The 19,693-nt window shown below is 47.7% G+C and carries 25 protein-coding genes; all 25 read right to left on the reverse strand.

Annotation, left to right across the window (positions count from 1 at the left end; all coding sequences use genetic code 11):
* Positions 1-489 carry a hypothetical protein gene (locus B5E53_RS02200; protein WP_087312347.1) on the reverse strand — a complete coding sequence of 163 codons (489 nt, stop codon included), beginning with the start codon at positions 487-489 and terminating at the stop codon, positions 1-3.
* Positions 473-859, reverse strand: coding sequence for a hypothetical protein (locus B5E53_RS02205; protein ID WP_087312348.1), 387 nt, complete (start codon positions 857-859; stop codon positions 473-475). Before B5E53_RS02205 ends, B5E53_RS02200 begins: the two co-directional genes overlap by 17 nt.
* A gap of 15 nt (positions 860-874) precedes the next feature.
* Entirely contained in the window at positions 875-2,119 is a 1,245-nt protein-coding gene (locus tag B5E53_RS02210) for a phage tail spike protein (RefSeq protein WP_087312350.1), read from the reverse strand.
* The gene (locus B5E53_RS02215) at positions 2,116-2,949 is read right to left on the reverse strand and encodes a distal tail protein Dit (protein WP_087312352.1); all 834 of its coding nucleotides are present in this window, start codon (positions 2,947-2,949) and stop codon (positions 2,116-2,118) included. Before B5E53_RS02215 ends, B5E53_RS02210 begins: the two co-directional genes overlap by 4 nt.
* A 15-nt stretch (positions 2,950-2,964) precedes the next feature.
* Positions 2,965-7,116 carry a tape measure protein gene (locus B5E53_RS02220; RefSeq protein ID WP_087312354.1) on the reverse strand — a complete coding sequence of 1,384 codons (4,152 nt, stop codon included), beginning with the start codon at positions 7,114-7,116 and terminating at the stop codon, positions 2,965-2,967.
* A complete protein-coding gene (locus B5E53_RS02225) occupies positions 7,117-7,413 on the reverse strand; it encodes a hypothetical protein (RefSeq protein ID WP_087312356.1) in 297 nt (98 codons plus the stop codon).
* A 68-nt stretch (positions 7,414-7,481) separates the two neighbouring features.
* Positions 7,482-7,829, reverse strand: a complete 348-nt coding sequence (locus B5E53_RS02230; RefSeq protein ID WP_087312358.1) for a tail assembly chaperone — start codon at positions 7,827-7,829, stop codon at positions 7,482-7,484.
* A gap of 17 nt (positions 7,830-7,846) precedes the next feature.
* The gene (locus B5E53_RS02235) at positions 7,847-8,377 is read right to left on the reverse strand and encodes a phage major tail protein, TP901-1 family (RefSeq protein ID WP_087312360.1); all 531 of its coding nucleotides are present in this window, start codon (positions 8,375-8,377) and stop codon (positions 7,847-7,849) included.
* Between the two features lie 12 nt (positions 8,378-8,389).
* The gene (locus tag B5E53_RS02240; RefSeq protein ID WP_087312362.1) at positions 8,390-8,773 is read right to left on the reverse strand and encodes a hypothetical protein; all 384 of its coding nucleotides are present in this window, start codon (positions 8,771-8,773) and stop codon (positions 8,390-8,392) included.
* Between the two features lie 4 nt (positions 8,774-8,777).
* Positions 8,778-9,131 (reverse strand): HK97-gp10 family putative phage morphogenesis protein, encoded by a 354-nt coding sequence (locus B5E53_RS02245; RefSeq protein ID WP_087312364.1) that lies wholly within the window; start codon positions 9,129-9,131, stop codon positions 8,778-8,780.
* On the reverse strand, positions 9,103-9,435 hold the full coding sequence (locus B5E53_RS02250) for a hypothetical protein (RefSeq protein ID WP_087312366.1): 333 nt from the start codon (positions 9,433-9,435) through the stop codon (positions 9,103-9,105). Before B5E53_RS02250 ends, B5E53_RS02245 begins: the two co-directional genes overlap by 29 nt.
* Positions 9,432-9,764: a phage head-tail connector protein gene (locus B5E53_RS02255; protein ID WP_087312368.1), complete on the reverse strand. Its 333-nt coding sequence runs from the start codon at positions 9,762-9,764 to the stop codon at positions 9,432-9,434. The genes B5E53_RS02250 and B5E53_RS02255 overlap by 4 nt, the downstream gene beginning before the upstream one ends.
* 34 nt (positions 9,765-9,798) lie before the next feature.
* Positions 9,799-11,088 (reverse strand): phage major capsid protein, encoded by a 1,290-nt coding sequence (locus B5E53_RS02265; protein ID WP_242963486.1) that lies wholly within the window; start codon positions 11,086-11,088, stop codon positions 9,799-9,801.
* A gap of 14 nt (positions 11,089-11,102) precedes the next feature.
* A complete protein-coding gene (locus B5E53_RS02270; protein WP_087312370.1) occupies positions 11,103-11,693 on the reverse strand; it encodes a DUF4355 domain-containing protein in 591 nt (196 codons plus the stop codon).
* 100 nt (positions 11,694-11,793) lie between these two features.
* Positions 11,794-12,081 (reverse strand): ribosomal-processing cysteine protease Prp, encoded by a 288-nt coding sequence (locus tag B5E53_RS02275; protein ID WP_087312372.1) that lies wholly within the window; start codon positions 12,079-12,081, stop codon positions 11,794-11,796.
* A 64-nt stretch (positions 12,082-12,145) separates the two neighbouring features.
* Positions 12,146-12,412, reverse strand: a complete 267-nt coding sequence (locus B5E53_RS02280; RefSeq protein ID WP_242963487.1) for a hypothetical protein — start codon at positions 12,410-12,412, stop codon at positions 12,146-12,148.
* A gap of 30 nt (positions 12,413-12,442) precedes the next feature.
* Entirely contained in the window at positions 12,443-12,670 is a 228-nt protein-coding gene (locus B5E53_RS02285; protein WP_087312374.1) for a hypothetical protein, read from the reverse strand.
* 4 nt (positions 12,671-12,674) lie between these two features.
* Positions 12,675-12,824 (reverse strand): hypothetical protein, encoded by a 150-nt coding sequence (locus B5E53_RS19045; RefSeq protein ID WP_162611753.1) that lies wholly within the window; start codon positions 12,822-12,824, stop codon positions 12,675-12,677.
* 73 nt (positions 12,825-12,897) lie between these two features.
* Entirely contained in the window at positions 12,898-13,122 is a 225-nt protein-coding gene (locus B5E53_RS02295; protein WP_087312378.1) for a transposase, read from the reverse strand.
* Positions 13,115-14,296: a minor capsid protein gene (locus tag B5E53_RS02300; protein WP_162611754.1), complete on the reverse strand. Its 1,182-nt coding sequence runs from the start codon at positions 14,294-14,296 to the stop codon at positions 13,115-13,117. The genes B5E53_RS02295 and B5E53_RS02300 overlap by 8 nt, the downstream gene beginning before the upstream one ends.
* 52 nt (positions 14,297-14,348) lie before the next feature.
* Positions 14,349-15,884 carry a phage portal protein gene (locus B5E53_RS02305; protein ID WP_087312382.1) on the reverse strand — a complete coding sequence of 512 codons (1,536 nt, stop codon included), beginning with the start codon at positions 15,882-15,884 and terminating at the stop codon, positions 14,349-14,351.
* Between the two features lie 2 nt (positions 15,885-15,886).
* Positions 15,887-17,140, reverse strand: a complete 1,254-nt coding sequence (locus B5E53_RS02310) for a PBSX family phage terminase large subunit (RefSeq protein ID WP_087312384.1) — start codon at positions 17,138-17,140, stop codon at positions 15,887-15,889.
* Positions 17,127-17,843 (reverse strand): phage terminase small subunit, encoded by a 717-nt coding sequence (terS, locus tag B5E53_RS02315; RefSeq protein ID WP_087312386.1) that lies wholly within the window; start codon positions 17,841-17,843, stop codon positions 17,127-17,129. Before terS ends, B5E53_RS02310 begins: the two co-directional genes overlap by 14 nt.
* A 65-nt stretch (positions 17,844-17,908) precedes the next feature.
* Entirely contained in the window at positions 17,909-18,877 is a 969-nt protein-coding gene (locus tag B5E53_RS02320; RefSeq protein ID WP_140401428.1) for a hypothetical protein, read from the reverse strand.
* A gap of 162 nt (positions 18,878-19,039) precedes the next feature.
* On the reverse strand, positions 19,040-19,483 hold the full coding sequence (locus B5E53_RS02325) for a hypothetical protein (RefSeq protein ID WP_140401429.1): 444 nt from the start codon (positions 19,481-19,483) through the stop codon (positions 19,040-19,042).
* Positions 19,484-19,693: the final 210 nt, after the last annotated feature.

Consider the following 19,693-nt stretch of genomic DNA (forward strand, 5'->3'; position numbering starts at 1 on the left):
TTATGCACCTCCCGTTATGATCAGGTTCTCATCGCTGACCGACAATGTCACATTTCCCATGTCAATCACAATGATTTCGTCTCCTGCTTCATTCTCTGCTGGCTGCCGGCACATCTGCTTTTGCAGCACCGGCAGGCTGACCCATTGCGTGTTGAATACATTACTATCCCCGTTGATCAGGGAAACAGAAAACCAGGTATCTCCATGGTATTTACATGGATCTGCGTCAATCTGCCAGGCAAATGTGATCGTGCCATCCAGGGCCGCAGCTCCGGCGATTGCATAGCTGCCCTCACTTTTGCGCATCCGTCCCCGTTCGATGTTTTTGTAGTTGATGACGATATCATAATCAGACAAATCGATGTCCCCGTATGTGGATGGCATAGTAAATTCCAAAACCCTGACATTTTTATCGCCGGCCACACCAAGAAATGTGATATCTTCCGGTATGGCAATCGTCCGGAGGTCATTGTCAATCTGTAAGCTCATTATCCTTCACCCCTTTCGCGTATGCTGCGTCTGGTACATCATTATCTGTAAAATAAAAAAATGCCAGTCTCCTCTCCTCGCTATCCGCAGAATTTATACTGACTATACCGCCTGTATCGATGGAAAAATCCTCTCCGGTTATTGCATATTCCGCCGTAGGGCGGAAACCCGAAGGGATTGTTGCCGTATCCGTTGTATTATCCGGCGGGATCGTCACGATACCAAAACACGCCTGCGCTGCTCTTGCAACCGTCACGGTCAATGTATTTTCTGCTTGTGCGTCCGCTGTCACTGTAATCTCATATCCTGATATTCTTTCTTTGAACAGCTCCCACAAGGCGCCAAGTGCCGCGCTACCCATAAATGCCATTTTTCCGCCTCCCAACTACGTGCATATTTCCCTGACCTGGTCTGCAGTCATTTCCGTCATCTGCGCCGATGTTATACTGCTAATCATTTGTACGACGCTGTCCCGGACCGACTGCGCGATGCCGCCGGACTGGATCAGGTACTCTCCCAGCGTGACTGTAACCGTCTTGTCTGCCTCTGACGTCTCCAGCTTTAATACCCGGGAGGTCAAAAACAATTGCCCTTCCTCATCAATGACCGTCACCGTATCACCCAGGGAAACCTTTTTCTGCAGGTTCGTGATACTGCACTCGTAATTTACTGCGATATCACAGATAGATTTCAGATATTTTAGTGATTCATTAAACAGCGTAGCCTGGTCAACCGTATCGACATTATAGGGCTTCGTGATGTGACGCTTCTGGCCGTCTACCATCCGCCCCCACTTCTCCAGGGCGTTTCGGGACTGGATACAGTAACCGGTATCCGGTGTCCCGTTCCCGTCCCGGTCATCAAATGTCTGGGCCGCCACAACGAAGTCCCCGTCATCATAACTGTATCCGGCCAGTGTGATCGGGTTCCCGCCGGCATCATCGGCGCCATAGGCATAAATGGACGTGGCCAGGTTCTCGATGGTCTTGGTCACCGTGATACTATCGATATCAGTACCAAGACGCAGTGTCACGCCGCTGTCCGTGCCCCGCTTTGTGTATATGTCAATATATTTGTGTTCCACGGTGTGGCCGTCCGCACTCAGTGTTATCCGGTAATCAGTTTCACACTCAAACAGCTCCGCAATCTCTTTGATACGCTCAGAGCGGGTCTGCTCCGAAAAGCTGCAGGCCATTGTCGTTGTGGATTCAGCTAACTGATTGATGCCGATGACAAAGCCAGTATCCACGATGGTATTTTGCACCGCTTCTGTTACCGTCCATATCGGCGTATCATTTGGAGAGGAAAGCGCCACTTCGTCCAGCAGCTCCATCCCTACATCTTCCCCGTAGATCCGGATAATCCCGGCGTCCGTATCTTTCTCAGATTCAATGATCTGGTACAACTCATTAATATCGTCGCTGTTCTGGCGCAGGATATAATTCCCTGGCGTTGTCAGGTTATCGCATTTTACCGGCGTATCCCCGTAGGGAATCTCGCATTCAAACGACACCGCCTGCGTCTCTATGTCTTCGGTCTTTTTATCATTTTTCACCTCATAGCCTTTTGGCAAATCCGTGGACGCTTTCCCGATAATGGTCAGGTTTTTATCTGCAAAATATAAGATCATAACCACACCTCCCGCACGGCAAGTGTGATATCCGGGCGTTGCGCCCAGGAAGAAGACAAGGCACCGATGAGATTCTCTCCCGGTGCCAATAAAAAGGATTCCCAGGCATTACCCACAGCGCCTAGGTCATCCCGTATCACACCGTTGACGGTGATAGTTGCGCTGGCGCAATCCGCCACCACCACGTCGCCGGCGGCGAAGGTGTTACTGATCATCTGGCTTTCATCCGGATTTCCAATCTGAATAATTGTAGACGCATCCCCCAGGAACGCGCCCACATACCCGGTATTACCCTTGATGTCCCAGCGGATCCGCGGATAACACGGCTGTGTTCCCTCGTATTCGACGCGGCTCAGAGTCCGCAGGGAATACAAGGTTTCTTCCACGGAATATTTGAACGGGTCCAGACAGGTGAATTCCAACTCTGCTGTGATGTTATTTCTGCCAGGCTCAATGTCCCCCATGCTGGACAGGGTTCCCATGAAATACTTATCCGGTTCGTCCGCAAACACCATCCGTCCTTCCTGAACGTTTAAAATCCGGGCCATCTTGTTAAATGCCTGCCGGAAGTCTTCCGGTGTCCGGGACAGTAGCTGATATCCGACTGTTATCGGTCGGGTAGGGAAGCGCCGGCGTTTTAATGACGCTCCCGCCCTGGCGCCGGTATCGTAAGTATCCAGCTCTGGAGCCAGGGATTCCCGGCCGCTCACATAAAGCGTCCGGTACCCCTCTATCTCATTTTCCAGGAAGACGCCATTGAAATTCATCGCCTCCGCAGGGAGGGCGGTATCCAACGGACATCCATTGGTATCTACAAACGAATATATCATTGTCTTCTCCCTCCTTTACGCAATACCTTTCTTTCGGTTTTCCCGCTTCTGCTGTTTGTTCAGCTGTACGGCCGTATATGGCGCAGATACTCTGGCCACTTCTTTGCCATCAATGACAACCGGTACTTCAATCGTTCCGTCCATATAGTAACCATATTGGTACTTTTCGTTGAGTTCTCCATCATAACTGCCCGCGAAGGCCATGCGCGGCGTGGCCGGAATGCTGATCACCCGGTCCATGGTCCGTGCGACCACATGCCGCATACCCAGGACTGCATTGACAAATCCCTGGATGGTATCTGCACCGATACCATAAAATACTTTGGACGGAGAGTGAGATTTCAGTTTTTTCTTGGTACTTTTGGTTGCTGTCTTGGTCGTCTTCTTCGTGGCCTTTTTTACCTTTTTCTGGCTTTTTTTCGACGAGATACCTTTGGCCAGACCAGTGGAAATGCCTTCCCCAATTTCAACCGATGCAGAAATATTTTTTCCTGTCGTAACAGACGTAGCAACCTGCGTCAGGCTGGATGCCACATTTTTACCAATCTGCGCAATCTGTTCATCCAGCTTCGTCAGTGCCGCCGTAACCTGACTGATATAGTTTTGATTCAGCAGGTCCAGCTGATCTTGATAGTACGTTTTTGATACCTTATTTGCCGTATCTGTAAACTTCTGATAGCTCTTACCGTAGGCAATCAGCTCCGCATCACTCTTTTTCAGGAGAGCATTGGTATAATTGAGCCCTTCTGCCATATCCATGCCCAGGATCTCATCCATAAATCCGCTCGGCATGAGCTTTTTCAGTTTCTCCAGATTCTTTCCGTACTGCTCCACTTGTTTGGTCGCAGCGTCAAAGTCTTTGAAGGACGTAAATCCATAGCTGTCGGACGTCATCAGGTCTCCGACATCAGAAAGCTTGTCATAAAAGGCATCCCTTTTGCTGATGATATCATCGTACTGAGACTGGAAGGTCTCACCCAGGGAGGAGAGCTGGTTCTGCGTGGCAGAGATCATCTGACTTGCCTGATTCTCCAGAGACTTTGTGTACTTGTTATAGCTCTTCTCCAGCTTTTTCTGCTGCTTTTCAATCTCTTTGCGCTGTGCCTGGATATTCTTCTTCCGGTTACCCTTTGCCTTCTTCTCCTGTTTTTCCAGCCGCTTATCCGACTTCTCCAGCCGTTTTGTGATGGAATTATATTTCTTCTTGATGGTCTTTTCCTGCTTGGAGGTCTGCTTATTGACTGTCGCCTCATAGGACTCTCCCAGGCTGTCTGCCATAGATTGATAATTTCCACCAGCAATTGCCTGTTTCATGGCCGCAAGCGTTGTCGTTGCCAGACTCTGCGCTGCCTTGGCGGCGTTCTTTGTATTCTTTTTGATCGCCTTAGCAAAACCGGCCACATAGTCTTTACCATATCCGGCTGTCACTCTGGACGGAGAATGGATCTTTGCCTTGGCCGTGATGGCCTTATTGGCTGCTGCAACCATCCGGCTCGCTGCCGCTTCAATCTGGGACAGATAAGCGTTCATGCCGGCCGCAAAACCGGCGCTGATCTGGGTACCGGCCGCCCTTGCTCCGGCAGCACCGGAATTCAACCGGGCAATCACTTTGGATACTGCCTGTGATGCAATGCCTGGTGCTTTGTTCAACCCATTTTTCAGGGCATTGGTGTATCCGGTTCCCGTCTGCTTTCCGGCCTTTTTCGATGTTCCCGCTGGTTTCTCCATGGACGAGGTGATATCATCCATGTTTTGGGTCGTGATCGATGCGGAATCTCCCAGTCCGGACAATAACTCCGTACTGAACCCGCTGCCAATCTCGCTGCCGGCACTCTTCGCAGCACCGGCGCCGGCGGAGAAGGTCTGCGTCACATCATTGGTCACATTCGATGCCGCCGTGGTGACGTTGGAAGACCCGGCCGCAATTCCCTCTGCAGCACCAGAAGACGTTTCCTCACCGCCTTTTTTACCGCCGGCGAACCAATCACCGATACCGCCAAAGAAGGAACCAATCTTTCCGCCAATCTTAGAAAGTCCTCCGAAGATACCCTCTCCAATGGCGCTGACAATCTGAATACCTACTGAAATCCAGTCCGTACTCATGATTGTATCAACCAGAGACGAAATGACCGTCGGAATGGCAGAAATCAGCTGCGGGATCGCCGCGATGAGGCCGCCCGCCAGCGTAGCGATGATCTGCGCTGCTGTCGTCAAAATCTGCGGCAGGTTCTGGCCAATGCCACTGATAAACGACGTGACTGCCTGCGTGGCCGATGAGATCAATGTAGGCAGGCTGGCAACAACTCCCTGGGCCAATCCCAGAAGGAGCTGCATACCCGTGGTAATCAGCTGCGGGATTGCCGATGCAACGCTGACCACAAACTGGCCAATCATGGTCGCCGCTGAAGAAATCAGGGACGGTGCCGCTGCTGCCACGCCGCTGACAAGACTCGCGATAATCTGAGTACCGCCACCGATCAGCGCTGGCAGGTTCGCCGTGATTGTATTCATCAGACCAGTCACCAGCTGCGCGCCCGAACTGATCAACCCCGGCAGCGCGCTGGATATGCCATTCGCCAGATTACTGATAATCTGCGGCCCCTGCTGCTGCGCCATGGCAAGCATCTGGTCAATCTGCGTTCCGAACTGCTGATAAATCAGTCCCAGTCCTGCCAGAACAACACCGACCATGGCTGCCGGCATAATCGCCTTGAGTGCCACTCCCATCATGGATGTGAGCCCACTGGCCACCGTACCTCCCAGATTCAGGATGCTGCTGGCTACTGTCTGAATCGGCCCAAGAATTGTACCTACCCGGCCACCAAAAGAGGAAAGAGCACTGGTGGCGCCCTTGATTTTTGAGGTCAGGCCTTTGGAAATGCTATTTCCAAAACCAGAAATCTTTTCTCCCGTATTGGCAAACACGCTCCATACTTTGGTGCCGGATTCTGACAGTTTCGGACTGATGGCTTCCATAGACATCGCGATTTTTGCGCCATAATCATCAATGCCGCTGCCAAGGGATGCAAAGGATTTCTTAATACCTCTGACATTTTTTAAAGCACTTTTCGATATTCCGGAAAAACTCAGCCCCTTCGTTACGCTCTCCGGAATCTTAAACTTGCTGACCAGCCCTGTGACGCCGCGGAACGCTCCGGCAAAATCATTGATATGTGTCACCGCAAATGCCGCTACCAGCACGCCGCCGATCTTCTGGGCTGTTGGTATCAGGTTTCCCATATGCTGCTCGATGGCTGCGATACCGCCCTCCATGCCGCCTTCTGAAAATCCCTTGATGACTTTATTCAGTGCCTTGGTAAACGGTGTAATCTTCTGTGCCAGTGCATTTCCGTCAATGGCACTCAGTTTATCTATGATGGCCGAAATGGCTTTCACACCGGTATCCGACAGCTTCTCAAACGCTGGCTGCAGCTTATTGGCCGCCGTCTCCTGCAGGCCATCCATGGCTTGTCCGACCGTTTTGTATGTCGTTGCCATCTTTGTGAATTTCTCGGATGTCCCTGCCGCTGCTATGGCGTCAAAGAACTCCTGGGTGCTTATGGTCCCTGCCTGTACATCTTTGATGAGCTGCTGGGTCGATTTCCCCATTTGCTTCGCCACAGCCGCAATGCCGGCCGGTGTTTGTTCCACCATCAGCTTGAAATCCTGCCACTGGATGTACGGCTTTGCTGCCATCTGCGTTGCCTGCTGAGACAATGTCTTCATGGCCTGTGCGGGGTTTTCTGCTGCCGATGCCAGGCCACCGAAGCCTTTCACCAGCTTCGTGGTGCTTTTTGTGCCGACTGCCGACAACTGCGCATAGGTGGACGCCATATCGGATGAGCTGTAAATGGTCTGCTCCGCAAAGGTCTGCAGTTGCTTCTGCACTTTGGCGATCTGCTTTTCACTCTTTCCGGAAATGTCCATGTTGGACCGGAAGGTCTTCCAGGTCGCCGTGGCGGAACTCAGTTCCCCGGCCATGGACCGGATACCGTTTGATACTGTACTGATCGCTGAGTTGGCAACGGCCATGCCGGCGCCAATCCCCAGCCCGCTTTTGAATTTATCTGCAAAGGAATCCGTCACTTTGGACGCTTTCTTCATCGCGGCTGTGAATCCAGAGTCCGCCGCTGACAAAACAGCTTTCACGCTATAGCTTTCCGGCAATTATCCGTCACCTCTTTTCTCTTTCAAATGTTTGCTCAGCCTGGAAAAACGGCTGTCTGTTTTCTTTTCCTTCTTCCGTTTTTCTATGACTTCCTTGACTTCCTGCGCATAGTTGAAGAACTGCTTAAACCGTCGGTAAACCGGTCTGCCACTCTTCTTCCGTCCCTGCACTACAAAATTCAGGAACGCCTGCTCATGCAGCCGATAGTCCGTATCCACATCCCGAAGCTCTGCCGCTTTTACCAGCAGCTCATACTCCCGCATCGTGAGCTGATCAACCTGAGCAAAAGAAGTCAAATGAAGAAAACGGAAGCAGGTGAGGGCAATTTCCTCATAGTCTGCTTCCGTCAGTTCCCGGCAGGCAATTATTCCTGGAGTTCCTTGAGTGCTGTCTGTACTTTCTCCATCAATTTCTTCGTACAGTTGTTCTTCTCTAAAAAATCAACCACCTTTTCTGTCAGCTCGTCTAAGTCTTCACCCTCTTCGATATATTCTTCCAAGGCTTTAGCGGTGATCCGCGGTGTCTGCCCTTTGTTGGCTGCCATAAGAATGTCGCACAAGCTGGTTGGGTCACCCTCACCGATCAGGTTGGCAACATTGTACCGGAAGCCGACCTCTTCTCCATTAACAATCCGCGTCTTGTTAATCTCCCGCAGAAAACCAATACCAAATTTAAACGGGTACATTTTTCCATTGATTTCTAATTCAAACATAACTTAAATCCTCCTTATCACTCTTCTGTCTGCACGGTCGTATCGGTAAATACATAGGCTGCCTGGTCCTGCTGTTCTGCCGTTACCGTAACCTCTCCTCTTGCTCCGCTGCCGTTAATTCCGAATGTGAGCGAAATTTCTGCATTGTCTTCCGCATTGGTTGTCTTTTCAAACTCTGTGATGTATCCCTGGAAATACATTCCTTTAAATTTGTTCTGGCCAGTGCTGGCCGGCTCGTCCAGGTTCGCTTCCCAGATTTCAATCAGCTCATCACTATCCATAGCGTCTTCCAGCGCGTCGATGTTCGTATCACCTTTTGACAGAATGGATGTTGCTGTAATCTCTGTCTCAGCAGTTCCAGGCGTCCGGATGCTGCCGTCCTTTGTGGCAGTGGCATCGGCATCTTTGCTTTTTGTCCTGCCGTTTTCTGTGGCAAATGCAATCTGCCACGCTGCTTTTGTTGCGGCATCCTTGGCAATCCGGTACAGATAAACAATCCTTTTACCCGCGACCGCCTCCGCAAACAGCTGTAATCCATATAAATTCATGTGTCATACCTCCTATGAAAATTTAAACTCCACTTCTAACAGGCCGTGAAGAAGCGGAGTCTTTGTCGTGTTATCTGGGAGAATCCGCTGGTCTACGTTCCGCAGCTGCCAGGCAAAATTCTCCGTATGTTCCAATCGCCGGCATATCCTTTTGATCTCCAGCAGCATCTGCGACACCGTGCCGCGCTGCCTCGGATTGTTATGCCAGATATGGATCGTCTGGAAGACATTTCCGAAGACTGCCGTCTTGTTGGTGTCATCAGTCATATGGCTGTCCGCCAGATAAACAAAGGGATACGGCGTTCCCTCCGGCGGGAGGAAGGTATCATATACGTCGTATCCCTTATCTCCAATTTGTAATAATAATGCTGTAAATAATTCCTGCTGTGGGTCCACGTTATCACCTCACAAGCTTGTCCATATCTTTTTTGAACTGTTCTTTCTGGGAATCAAATGCAGGTTTGATAAATGGTTCCGGCTCCATAAAACGAGTCCCATATTCTACATAAGGGGAATATTCAGTGGTTGGCCCCACCTCCGCAGTCAACCCATTATCTTTTATGGTCGTAAAAATACTGCCCGCCGTATCGCCATGGGAATAGCCCTTCACGAATGCAGACTCTGTATTCTTCTTCATTTTTTCGTTCATCTGGTCTCCATTTTTCTGCACCACTGTTTTTACTTTATCCATGGATGCGTTGGCTTTGAGCTTCATTTGCAACCGCTCAATCCCCACAATTTTTACTTTTGGCATCCCTCTGCACCTCCGATACGATAAATGTATGCTTTGTGCGAAGCCTCCGGGAAGAATCCACCTGATACACCGCATTGCCGACACGGATCCGGTCGAATGAGCAGTCATAATGATTCTGCAGTTGAATGGTCAGGCTTCCCTGCTTCATCTGTCCGTATACCTGCATGATTCTCTCTGTGCCGGTATTCATGACCGAAGCATACCGCATGGATTCCTCCACAGGGCCTTCCACATAATCACCGGTTGATGGGTCATAGCGCGGCGGGGTGAACCTCTGGAAATAAATAGGTGTGTCATATCTCATGCCCAGCGAATCCCTCCTTTAGATATGTCAATGTTTTTCATATCTTTGTATGCCTGGATATCATCCATATATGGGTCAAAATCAGAGCTGAGGAAGCTGGTGCTTTCACCTTCCACCGTATGGGACTGCGTTCCTTCTGACCCAATCCGGTTGTATCGGACAATGGATACTTCCGTGACAATATAATCCAGGTCGTTTTCCGGGTCAATGCCTCCCAGAAGGACTTTGAGCCTCGCCTTTGTCGTGTCCAAAATCCAGTTGAGTTTCTTATCCAGCTCTTCATCCTCCTGACCGGACAGCCCAAGCATCCTCTTCAGATCTTCCAGCATAACGCCGCCTCCTTTCCGGCATCAGATCACCCATTTATTTTTCAAAGGTAGCCTGGGCAAAGTTGAACGTAACTACAGATTCCTCATCTACCAGCACTTCAAACGTATCCCCTTTCGTCACCCGGAATACATTATCTGCCTCCCACGGAATGCTCTGCTTAGTTTCAGAACCGTTCTTTTTGAATGTAATGTTCGTTCCGGATTTGGTCAGTTTAAATGGGAAGAAATAACCTTCCTGTTCTTCCGGCACACTCTCATTAAATCCAGTGTATCCCGTCACGTGTTTGAGTGTTCCGGTGACAGTTCCGTCTTCATAAACCTTCACATCGCTTCCGATGAGGGAGGAAATTCTCTTGCCGTACAGGGTCTGCCCCTGAGACGGAATCGTCAGTTTATCCGGACTGATCTCCGCTTTTGTTTCCAATTTCACAAATGCTTCATCTTTCACGATCATGAAAGCAACATCCATCGTTACTCTGAGAGCCGCCAGCTCCTGTTCAAACAGATTGACCGGGGTACCGTCTGGATTTTTCAGTGTGGACAGCTGCGCGGACTCATCAATCTTGTAGGACATGCCGAACGGGATGCCGTAGTACATATAATCAAAATCACCGGCATACAGAATCCCCTTATCCAGTCCTTTCAAATCTACAACCGGAAGACCGTCAATTGTATTTGCCCCTCTATCATACAGAGATTCCACAATCACGCCGTTCTGAATCTTATTGACGTTCCGCAGCGTGCTCCGGTTCTTCTTCGTGGAAATAAAAGCGTTCGCATCGTAGTCCTCATCATTCAGAGCATCCTCCATTGCCAGAATGTTATCATAGGTAATGCCACCGCTGATCAGGTTGCCCGCTGCCAGTGCAGATTCATCTACGGACTGAGGGAACGGGTTTTCGATGTTCAGAATCGCCGCTTCGTCAAATTTTTTATAAAACGCTTCTGCAATCTTTGGCCGCATCTGCTCAAAGAAGTCAGACATCTTGTAGTGCAGAAACTCTCTGGAACATGGAACGATGACACCCAGCTTCTTTGCTACCATCGTTACCTGCATCCACTGCGGTTTAGATGTCTGGATCTTCTCGCCCTCACCGACCCAGTAAGCACCTGGTCCTTTTGCGAAATATTCAAACTTCTTTTCTTTGCTGTCCATTTCCTCATATTTGGCCAGCTGCATCACTTTGCTGTTCTCCATGATTTCTTCCAGGATCAGTGTGTTGTACTTCTCCGGAATTGTCCCGTCCTTATGCTCATACATCGTCACGTTGTCCGGATCAAATGTCTGGGCAAATAACTGTAAAATCAGTTTCATCGCATTCATTCTATCTACCTCCATTATTTAATAATCCTTGCTTTCTTTGCCATCTCACCAATATTGATGCCGGCCTTGCCATTGGAAAAATGTCCGCTTTCCTTTGGTGTTGTCTGGCGGGCTTTCCCTTTGACAGCCTCATTTACGGCCGCATTAAATAAATTTGCGAACGAATCAACAGCTTCTTTAGTCTCCTTGGCATCCTTAGACACCATAAATGCCAGAAGCTCATCGGAAATATTGATACCCTTCTCTGAAAGCTGTTTTCTTGCCTCATCACGCATACCGGAAAGCGTTTTCTCATCCTCCAGCTCCTGGATGCGCTTCTCAAGCTGCTGCTGTTTGTACTCAGATTTCTCCTGGGCGTTCATTTTGGCAAGCTTCTTCGCCTCATCGTCCTCTTTCTGCCTAGTCTTCTCCCATTCAGCCTTCTTGCGCTTGATAAGTTCATCTACTTCTGCGTCGGTGTATTTCTTTTCCGGTTCCGGATCATCTTCGTCTGGCTCTGATCCTCCGGCGCCACCCGGCTTACCTTCTGGTTCAGGGCCTCCTTCGTCACCGCTTCCAGAATCATCCGCAAACAGCTGCAAGTACAAAAATTCTTTCTTTCTCATGTTCTACCTCCGTATTTTTAAGATTTCACGCCTATCTGCCGTAGCTTTGAATGGTTCCACGCCTGCCATATCCGTAAGGTTTACTGACACTCACGCCTGGTCACTCTATCCGGACATGGCCCGGATATTCTTCAGCAAACAAACAAATACCAATAAAAAAGGAATCCACAAGAAGCATTCCTGCTTCCGACAGATTCCCGCAATGTATATCAACCCTTCCAGGCGATATCTCGTATTCAATTTTATCATCTGTTAAATCGTTGAGAGATTTTACCAAGGACATGGTCAGCGCCGTCACACCGGCACAAACAATGTCTTTTCCAGCCTCTGCATATCCCGCATGGCCAGATACTGTGATTTTGTCCTTTCGGACACTTACTGCAATCAATCACACCACTCCTTTACTGTTCCGGTCATTCCCCGCCGGTGGGAGATTATTGGATCACCGCCTCTCAATTACTCAAATCGACGCCTTCCATAACAGCTCTTGCCTCGAGCACTGCAATATAATCAGCCATTGCCCTAATCTGCATATTGTACGTGCTCCTCGGACATGTCGGTGCAAAATTGAGTTTCCCTTCATCCCATCTGTCCAACATATTTTTCAGCTTTCCATAGCGGATTACTGTCTGACAGTATTCAGCCCTGAACCGTTCTTTGTAGTCCTCACTGTTCATCATTTCTACTGTGTCTTTAAGTTCCATTGGTCTTTTATCCATATTGATACCCTTCCTTTCAAAAAAATAATTTTATTGCATTTTGGAAAATGATATTTTTTCTACTGATAACCGCTTGCCATCAAATGATATCGTGTCGCCGATTTTCGCAATCCGATCACCCACCTTCACCCCTTTCAATTTTTCCGCACCATCAATTTGATGGTACACAAACTTTATGTTGGTATAATTAATGCGGGCAGCCAGCCACTTAGGAGCCAGCATGTCCGCATCTTCGGTTACGATATATAGTTGTTTCATGTGCCTATTCCTTAAAATAATGCTCAAACATTTGTTTTATCCTGAATACTGGGATAAGTTCCGCACCATTTGTATATTCTTCCTTTTTATCCACAAAAGAATATTGTTCTAAAAATTCTTCGGGAGTTTCAGGGAAGCTCATCATATCTCCCATGTCATTCACCGCCTTTCTTAAAAATGGGTATAAAAATACCACCGGCCGTCTCCGACTGGTGGTAGCTCTGTTATTATGCAATTTTATTTACATCGAAATCTAAGCCCAATTCTTTGAGGTCTGCATCCCGAACGTCTAATTCGTTCTTTAAAATATCCAGCATCTCATAATATGCCAGGCGACGCCCCTGATTAAAAGCATCGCTTTTATCTTTTTCGCTTTCCTCCACAGCATCATTGGCATTTTCAACCAATCTGGCAATGATATATTTTAAGGAATCTTCATTCAATTTACTCATCGTAATCACCTCGCTCTTTCAATTCGTCTATTCTGTCCTGAATAGATTGTTTAAAATTACGGATTTCCTTATTCCAATGGCGCTTTAATCCTTGCTGATATCTCTCGTCAAAACTATCCCAATCCGGATATATTTCACTCGGATTATTTATCTTTGTCTCATGTTCTTCAATTCGCGCCTGATATTTTCTAATAGCCCTTTTCAAAGAACTGGAGCTTTGATTCTTAATATCTTTTTCCGCAAAAAATTGCAAATTCATCTCGTGTATGTTCCTTTTTTCTTTTATTATACCAGAGCCAGATTTCTTTGCAACAGAATTCTCTTTCTGGTTTTTCCAGTCAGCGAAGTTTAATTCACTGCCACTATCCAACCATTGATCAAATTCGTCATTGTTCCAATACGGAGCTGTTGTACAATGGCACCACGGGTGCATGGGCGGAGCATTTGTTCCTGGAACCATATTTTTTACTTTAAATATTTTTCCGTCCAACTTTTTGCATATATCGCAGGCACCCTGTGGATTGGTCGTCAAAAATTTATATTCTGTATTTCCATTCCTTTCATATACTTGTCTCGCCGCATCCGTCTGAACACGCCGCAGTTCTGTTGTCATGAGCCGCTCTGCATTGCTCTGGCTGACCCCGAAACGCTTCTGGATATGCGTGGCCAACTTCGTAGAACTTTGCCCCCGGATCAGCCCGGTCTGCAGCAGACTGGACAATTCAGCTTTCAGCATATCCTGATACATCCAGATACGGTCTGAAAATGTAGCATTGTGGAACGATGCATTTACAATAGCGTGCGCCGCTTTGGCGTTGTCCTGGACTGTCTTCCCCAGGATACCCGCCAGACGCTCAAATTCACCCGTAGCTCTATCTGTCAGCTTTTCATCGAAAAACTTCTGTAACTCATCAAATCCGGCAATCATCTCCAGGCCGATGTTGGCCTTCAATAGCTCCAACCTGTTCGCCCGCATAGTCATATTGTAAAGTCGCATCTCCGCATTGGCTTCATCAGAGAAATCCTTCTCTTTGACGTACTTTTTCGCCTTGCGGGCATACGCTTCAATATCCAACTTGGCTGCACGCTTCCGGGCCTCGGAAATTGTGATGCCTTCCTTGCTGGCATACTTCCCATAGAATCCATTGATTTCCTTATCCATTTCATCAATCATATTCTGAAAGATTTCATGAATGCGTTTCTGATATTCTTTCTCGTCCCGGATATTATGCTTCCTCTGTTCCGTCTCCCGGTTCTTCCAGTACGTCGCGCTGTCCATTCTCTGCCGCACCTCCAAACATCTGGTTCATCACCGGATCCACCTCTTCTTCCTCTTTTTCTTTCTGGATCCGCTCCATCTCCGCCTGAATGTCTTCGATAAATGACGCCAGCCCCATCATGGTCTCCTGGCTGACCTCCATGCCGGCGTCCACCAGAGTTTTGAGTTCTTCCAGAACAGCTTTCGGAAGATTTGGCGTAAAGGTAATCGTGAGGTTTCCAAGGTCATCGTTGTCTGCCTCATTCACGAAGTTTTTAATATTCATGAGCAACCGGTACCGTCGCATGAGCCCTTTTTTAAATCCCCGCTGCCCGGTCTTTGCAATCTGCTGGAAGCCGAACAATTTATATTTCATCGCTTCCCCGGACTGCGTGCCGGCAAAGGCTTCATCTGTCAGATCTGGCACAAAGGAAATCTTATGGATATCCTTCTGCAGCCGGTCTTTATAGGCTTCGGCGCCGGTCACATCATACTGCTTGTACACATACTTGGCATCGGTCTGTTCTCTGCTTCCATCCGGATTGATTCCAGAAGCCAATAACAGCAGGTTTGCCTTTTTCATCTCCGCCATATCCTTGACCGTATATTTTCGCAGGTTCAGGTCCCCGGTAATCACCAGCGTGGCCTCGTTAAGGTCCGTCATATAATTTGCCGTATCGGACTGCGCTGCATCATATAGGTCAATCAGCGGAATCACATCCTCATATCCGCCCATCCGGTACCGGTCCGGAGAATATTCCGTGACGGGCACTTCTCCCCACTGGTGCTGTTCCCTGCCCTCTTCTTCCAGCTTCAGTGCCATAATCTGGCTTGTCTTGTATGTAATGACCTCTGTATCTGTATAAACAAAGACCTTTACCCTCTCCTGTGTACCGATGCGGTAGCGTGGGTACCGGACAGCAAACAGCGGCGTCCGCTCCACATCCGTCCCATAACAGACAAATGTCTCGAATACATTGCTGATCACAGAACGATCCTCGTCTTTTTCGTTCCGATATTGCAGCTCATAGGCCCGGCCGTATTTTTTCATATCCCGCCAGAGTTCACTGTCCAGCGCCTCAATGTCATTGATTCGGTCGTACTCCGCAATGATTTCATTCACCTGGTCAATATCACTAACCTTCTTGATCGGGACGCCGGTGTTATATCCAACATCAAATACATTGATGATTTTCGCAAAATTATGGGCCGCCCGATGGTCTGCCCGTTCTTTTTCTATCCGCCGGCAGTCATCATTATAGATGCCGTCATTTCTGGCTTTCATGTAATCGTCCAGCGCCGCCAGCCTCGGGCACTGGGTCTGGTAATGATCCAATATCATCTCCCGGAGCTTGCCCAAATCTCCCAGTATTTCTTCCGCGCTGTCCGCCCGGTAGGAATAGTTGGTCTCCGGGCCGTAAAGCTGTTGGAAGCTCTTATGCACGTTATACGGTCCATCTATGCCGTGTTCAAATTCATTTGCTTTTAATATCTCATCCGCCATAGTTACAACATTCCTTTCAATCGTCTGGCCTGCTCCATCCGGCTCTGTCCAGGCTGCTCAATTTTGTTCACCGTCATATCTGAATAAATGCCGTACCGGATTGCGCAGAGGACATCGTCATTCTCTTTCAGCGGTTCCCCGGTATTCTTCTTCCAGATGTATTTATAGATTTCATCCCGGAACCTCGGGCACTGCGAATACACAATGAAAAACTGCTTGTTTGTCATCAATGTTGCCACCGCTTCGATTCCGGATAACACCCTGTTATTTCCCAGGAAGGCATTGATCCCCGCCTCCTGGAAGGATGCCACGTGCTCCGGCCTGGCCGGATCGCAATAAAAAGGGATATTACCATACCGCCTGATAATATCCTTCGCTACAGTTATCCAGCTGTTTATATGTTTATGTTGCGCCGCATGTTCTTCAATAACGTAATAGCTGCCGGCTCTGATGCCAATCACTACGATGGCTCCCCAGTGTTCCCATCCCCAGTCCACGCCAGCCAGAACACGCTCAAATATAAGGTCCCTGGCCTGCTCCGGCGTGATTACATGCACGTTCTGGTCAAAATCCGGATAGACAACGCCTTCCCCGGACACCCATAGCCCTTTAATTCCCCGGTCAGAGAACATTCCTTTCGGCGTGGTCTCTATAATGTTCTTCACATACCGCTCATCCAGGAAAGCGTTATCCGTCAGCGTAAAATGAAAGCTCAAAATCCCTTCTGCTGAAGACTTGATATAATCTTTCAGGAGCCAATGCTCCGGATGGTCCGGGTTCGTGTCCGCAATGATCCGCGCTCCCGGACCGCTGCACCTGGCCTTAATCTCATCGAATACTTCCTGATTTGCCAGGGAAGCCTCATTGATGTATGCTCCGAATGCAGTCATGCCTCGGATCCGGCCAAGCCCACTGATATTCCCGTGGGAAGTCTGCACCACCTTCACTCCGAACATCGTGAAGTTGTTGAACCGGTCAAACTTGAACTCAAAGCCATACTTATTCGACAGCTCTGTGAGAATATTGTCCTGAATGTTCCCCATGGAATATCCGGCCAGGATGTACTGTGGTGTATCGATTCCCAGCTGATCCGCAATCCCGCGGACCCGAATCAGTTCCTGCAGAAAAATATCATTGTCCAGCTGCGTCTTCCCGGAACGCTTCGCCCCATGGTTGATCAGCATGAACCAGTCTGTATTCCGACAGGCTTTCAAGATCTCGATCTGCTTCGGCGTGTAGATGCTATTCAGATTCATCCAACGCACCCCCGATCGCGTCAAATAACTTCTGGACTTTATCCTCAATAGGATTCTGGTCGCTGCCCTTAATCTGTTCTGTCTTTGCACGCAGATGTTCAATCCGCGTCCTCTGCTCCTCGCTGGCCAAATCCCAGTTCCGATGCAGAAGCTCATCGTATTGCTTTATCAGAGACCGAAGCTCCGACTGTGCCCTGGCCTGCGCCTTCAGGAAGGTTGCCTGCTTGTCCCAGGCCTGCTGATAATTGTAGGTGTCCCCATTGTCAAAGGAGCCTGTGTGTTCCTCGGTTAAGTCCCTCTGATCCCGTACATACATGATCTGCTGCGCCCGGACAATGGCAGCATAAGCAATCTGGATATTTCCCCAGAGGATATCCAGCGGGTCTTGCTTGTCAATATCTTGTATAATAGAAAAGGTCTCTTCCGGAAGATACTTCGAGAAGAAACCATGTTTTTCTGCATTCTTATTCTTTTTTGGTGCGCCATGTCCGACAGCGTTCTTATTGCCTGGCTGACCGCCACGATGTTTCGCAGCGTTGCGTTTTTTCTTTTGCAACGTTGCGTTGCCCCATTTATATCTGCTCTTCCAGCTTCGGACTGTCCCTTCCGAAACGGAAAGCTGCTTTGCAATATCAATTAATTTCATTCCCTGGTCGAACAGCTCCTTTGCCTCTTCGACGCGGGGATCTGGTGCTCTCGGCAAGCCTCACCACCTCTCAATCGTTTGTTTGGGGAAAGAAAAGCACCTCGGAGGATGCTTTTTTATGATTATTTATTTTCTTTTTTCATTTCAATTAATTTAATTAAATCATCTGATAACTTTGGCATTTCTTCTTGTTCTGGAAACAAATCCTTTATTTCATCTGGGGCATCAATGGCCGAATAAATTTGTAATCCTTTATCCATCCAAAAACTAAGTTTTTCCAAACTTTTTCCAACCTTTCCCTTTTCTTCCCCATCCTTTAAAGCTCCTAATTCTCTTTCGAGATCTTCAACGCAATTCTGCACCACAACATTATTGGCCTTATCAAATGCTTCTGTAACTTGAATCATAACGTCATTCTGTAATTTCAATGATTGAAAAGCCTCTTCCTGTGCTTTTACTGTCAAGAAATGTGATTTAATTTTAATTGCATAATCCACTATGCTACACAGATTTTTTATTAGAGTTATTCCTGCTGCCCCTATAACTAAAAAAGTAAGCCATGTTGACCCTACATCAACAGAACTATATTTTATTTCTGCGTCTTTATTTTGAAGATATGGGCATTGTTTTATTACAAAATCTAAATCTTGCAAGCATTTAGAAAATTCACCAATATCATTGAACTGCGGAAGTTTTATATCAATCCCCATTACATTATTACTACTTTTAGAGGAATTTATTGATTCATATAAATTTACTATAGCCTTCATAGAAGTTAATAATTCTTTTCTTGCCGCTATATACTTATTTGCATTAGACGTTGTTATATCGAAACGATCTTGATCACGATACATAACTGGAATCGTTTCATAAAACTTTCTTACCTCCTGCCTAAGGGGTTCAATTTTAGCTAGTTCATTTAAAATCGTAGCTTTGTTTTTCCATCCGGAAATGAACTTTATAGTGCTTCCATTGGCAATTCTGTTCTCGACTTCCATGTCAGCAACAGCTTGCAAATATTTTTTACACGCATAGTACATTCCATACAACCTCATTATAGCGTTTTCCTCCCGTAAAACATTTTTCTCCATTTTACACCAAACACCTGTAAAATACTACAATATCCGATAAAAAATATTGCACGAACAAAACACCCCATATTTCTACAGGGTGTTTCAAAAAAAAATGTTTTAAGGGGAGGAATCTCAATGTCCCAGTATCTGGTAATCGTCCTCTGTGATTAAATCACGCTATCATAATATCACGTTTTGGTGCTCAATTTGTGCTCCAATTTTTAATTCATTTAATATTGCATAGAATTTTCTTCGCGTACCATAGAAATCACTTCTACACATTGGAATCTTTCCTTGCTCTGCATCATATTCAATAAACTCATACGGCAGCCCTAGCGTGACTGATTTCAGTATGTACTTCCATATTCCCGGATTCGCCCGGACAGCAGCTTCTTCAATCATGAGACAATCCCTCTTGTACTGCTCATTGTCGATCGCCTGCCGTTCCGTTGGCCTTCCGACACCGCCGCCGGCGGGAGCACCATCGTTTTGCACAGAAGACAATCCATACCTTATCTTGTTCTTTTTCTCCTCATACTGAAGGCAAAACGCCTTGAGTTCCTGGTAACGATGTTTTGATATCCCGTAATCATCCCAGGTCATGTCTCGCAATCTTTTTCCCAAAGGAATCACTCTTCCTTTCCCTTTGTCATATTTAATCTTTTTGGCTTAACTGTCGGCGTACATCAGCCAGCCCACACAATGCTGTATTGCCGATCCGAACGTCATTCCAGCTGCAGCTCTCACAGTTCCTGCAGATGCAATCCCTATAGTCTTCAACCATCCGATCCGACACATGCAGCACTAATTCTACATGCGGCGCCGGGAATACCC

This window comes from Eubacterium sp. An11, from assembly GCF_002161065.1.
Lineage (GTDB): Bacteria > Bacillota > Clostridia > Lachnospirales > Lachnospiraceae > Anaerobutyricum > Anaerobutyricum faecale.